This is a genomic window from Stenotrophomonas sp., from assembly GCF_032061965.1.
Classification (GTDB): domain Bacteria; phylum Pseudomonadota; class Gammaproteobacteria; order Xanthomonadales; family Xanthomonadaceae; genus Stenotrophomonas.
The window spans coordinates 1-2,741 of the sequence record NZ_DAMBEF010000086.1 but is presented as its reverse complement, the minus strand read 5'-3'; the positions used below and the strand labels follow the sequence as shown (position 1 = coordinate 2,741).

Annotated in this window: 3 protein-coding genes; all 3 read left to right on the top strand. The window is 64.9% G+C overall.

Going from position 1 to position 2,741, the window contains the following annotated elements:
- A partial coding sequence (aroC, locus tag RT460_RS19460; protein WP_313321369.1) for a chorismate synthase occupies nucleotides 1–927 on the top strand: 927 nt, incomplete at its 5' end.
- The gene (locus tag RT460_RS19455) at nucleotides 920–1,972 is read left to right on the top strand and encodes a D-glycerate dehydrogenase (RefSeq protein WP_313321368.1); all 1,053 of its coding nucleotides are present in this window, start codon (nucleotides 920–922) and stop codon (nucleotides 1,970–1,972) included. The genes aroC and RT460_RS19455, both read left to right, overlap by 8 nt.
- Nucleotides 1,973–2,055: 83 nt before the next feature.
- On the top strand, nucleotides 2,056–2,741 hold a 686-nt coding region (locus RT460_RS19450; protein ID WP_313321367.1), incomplete at its 3' end, for an aspartate-semialdehyde dehydrogenase.

Below are 2,741 nucleotides of genomic sequence, written 5' to 3'. Positions count from 1 at the left end.
CGCGAGGCCGACGAGGTCGAGATCCTGTCCGGTGTGTACGAAGGCCGCACCACCGGCACGCCGATCGCGCTGCTGATCCGCAACACCGATCAGCGCAGCAAGGATTACAGCAATATCGCCCAGCAGTTCCGCCCGGGCCATGCCGATTACAGCTATTGGCAGAAGTACGGCATCCGCGATCCGCGTGGTGGTGGCCGTTCCTCGGCGCGCGAAACCACCATGCGCGTGGCCGCTGGCGTCGTCGCCAAGAAGTGGCTGCAGCAGCGCCACGGCGTGACCGTGCGCGGCTACCTGTCGCAGCTGGGCGAGATCACCCCGGCCGGTTTTGACTGGAGCGCGGTTGAAGAAAACCCCTTCTTCTGGCCGGACGCCAACCAGGTGCCGGCGCTGGAAACGTATATGGATGCGCTGCGCAAGTCCGGTGATTCGGTCGGTGCGCGCGTGACCGTGGTGGCCGATGGCGTGCCGCCGGGTTGGGGCGAGCCGATCTACGGCAAGCTCGATGGCGATATCGCTGCGGCCTTGATGAGCATCAATGCGGTCAAGGGCGTGGAAATCGGTGACGGGTTTGCCAGTGCCGCGCAGAAGGGCACCGAGCACCGTGACCTGATCACCCCGCAGGGTTTCCAGTCCAACCACGCCGGCGGCATTCTCGGTGGTATTTCCACCGGTCAGCAGATCGTCGCGGCCATGGTGCTCAAGCCCACTTCCAGCCTGCGCCTGCCTGGCGCGACGGTGGATACGGCCGGCAATGCGGTCGAGGTGATCACCACCGGTCGTCACGATCCCTGCGTCGGCATCCGCGCCACCCCCATCGCCGAGGCGATGCTGGCCCTGGTGCTGATGGACCAGGCCATGCGCCATCGTGCCCAGTGTGGCGATGTCGGCGAAATGAGCCCGCGTATCCCCGGTCAGCTCGATGGCTGATCGGCGGCCCCGTGTCTGGGTATCGCAGCCCCTGTTCGACGATACCGTCGCGCAGTTGGCGGCGTACTGCGACGTGGTTGCCACCGAACAGGTCAGCGCCCACGGCGCGGCCGAGCTTGCCGCACAGTTGGCCGATGCCGATGGCGCGCTGGTCACCCTCAACGACCGTATCGGCGCGGCGGAAATCGCCAGCGCGCCGGCCTTGAAGATGATCGCCAATGTCGGCGTCGGCTATAACAATCTGGATATCGGTGCGCTGAGTGAGGCCGGCATTCTTGCCAGCAACACCCCGGACGTATTGACCGAAACCACCGCCGACCTCGGTTTTGCGTTGTTGATGGCTGCCGCGCGCCGCATCGTCGAGTCCGACCGTTGGTTGCGCGACGGCAAGTGGGGGCAGTGGTCGTTCACCACCATGCTTGGTGCCGATCTGCATGGCAGCACCCTTGGCATCCTGGGCATGGGCCGCATCGGCCAGGCCATCGCCCGCCGTGGCCACCATGGCTTCGGCATGAAGGTGCTGTACCACAACCGTTCGCAGCTGCCCGCCGAGCAGGAGCAGGCAGTCGGTGCCCGTTACGTCGGCTTTGAGGAATTGCTTTCCAGTGTCGATCACCTGGTGCTGGTGCTGCCGTATACCAAGCAGAACCACCACATCATCGACGCTGCCGCGCTGGCGCAGATGAAGCCGACGGCGACGCTGGTGAACATCGCCCGCGGCGGCATCGTCGATGAGCTGGCACTGGCTGATGCGCTGGCCAATGGCCGGCTGGCATCGGCCGCGTTGGATGTGTATGAGAATGAGCCGAACGTGCGCCCGGAGCTGCTGGCCCTGCGCAATATCGTGCTGACCCCGCATATCGGTAGTGCCTCGCTGGCCACGCGCCGGGCGATGGTGCAGGTGGCGGTGGACAATCTGCTGGCCGGCCTGGGCATCGGCCCGGATGCCGGCAAGCCGGCCAACGCCGTCAATGCCGAGCTGCTCGGCAATGGCGCCGCGCGCATTGCCGCGGCCGGCAACAAAATTGGCGACAAAAAACGATAGGGAGCCTCCGTGGCCGTGTGCTGGAGGTTCCCCGAACCTGGCTCGATGTGTGTCTCCCCCCTCTTATTCTTTCGAGTATCCCCATGAGCAATGAAGCCCGTCGTTTCCATGTAGCCGTTGTTGGCGCCACCGGCGCTGTCGGCCAGACCATGCTGTCCATCCTGGCCGAGCGCAATTTCCCGATCAGCAAGCTGACCCTGCTTGCCTCCGAGCGCTCGGCCGGCCAGCAGGTCGACTTTGAAGGCGACAAGATCACCATCCAGGACCTGGCGACGTTCGATCCGGCTGGGGTCGAGATCGCCCTGTTCTCGGCCGGTGGTGGCATTTCCAAGGAATTCGCGCCCAAGTTCGCCGCCGCCGGCGCGGTGGTGATCGATAACTCGTCCACCTTCCGTTACGACGACGACGTGCCGCTGGTGGTGTCCGAGGTCAACCCGGAGGCGGCCAAGAACCGCCCGCGCGGCATCATCGCCAACCCGAACTGCTCAACCATGCAGCTGATGCCGGTGCTGGCACCGATCCACCGTGAGTACGGCATCGAGCGCGTCAACATCGCCACCTACCAGTCGGTGTCCGGCGCGGGCCAGACCGGCATGGAAGAGTTGGGCAAGCAGACCGCGCAGCTGCTGGGCTTCCAGGAGATCGAGCCGAAGAAGTTCCCGGTGCAGATCGCCTTCAACCTGATCCCGCATATCGATGAGTTCCTCGACAACGGCTTCACCAAGGAAGAAATGAAGCTGGTCTGGGAGACCCGCAAGATCCTCGGCGA

Excerpts from the sequence above, each read along its gene's own strand:
- RT460_RS19455 (WP_313321368.1), top strand. The coding sequence starts at position 920 with ATGGCTGATCGGCGGCCCCGTGTCTGGGTATCGCAGCCCCTGTTCGAC.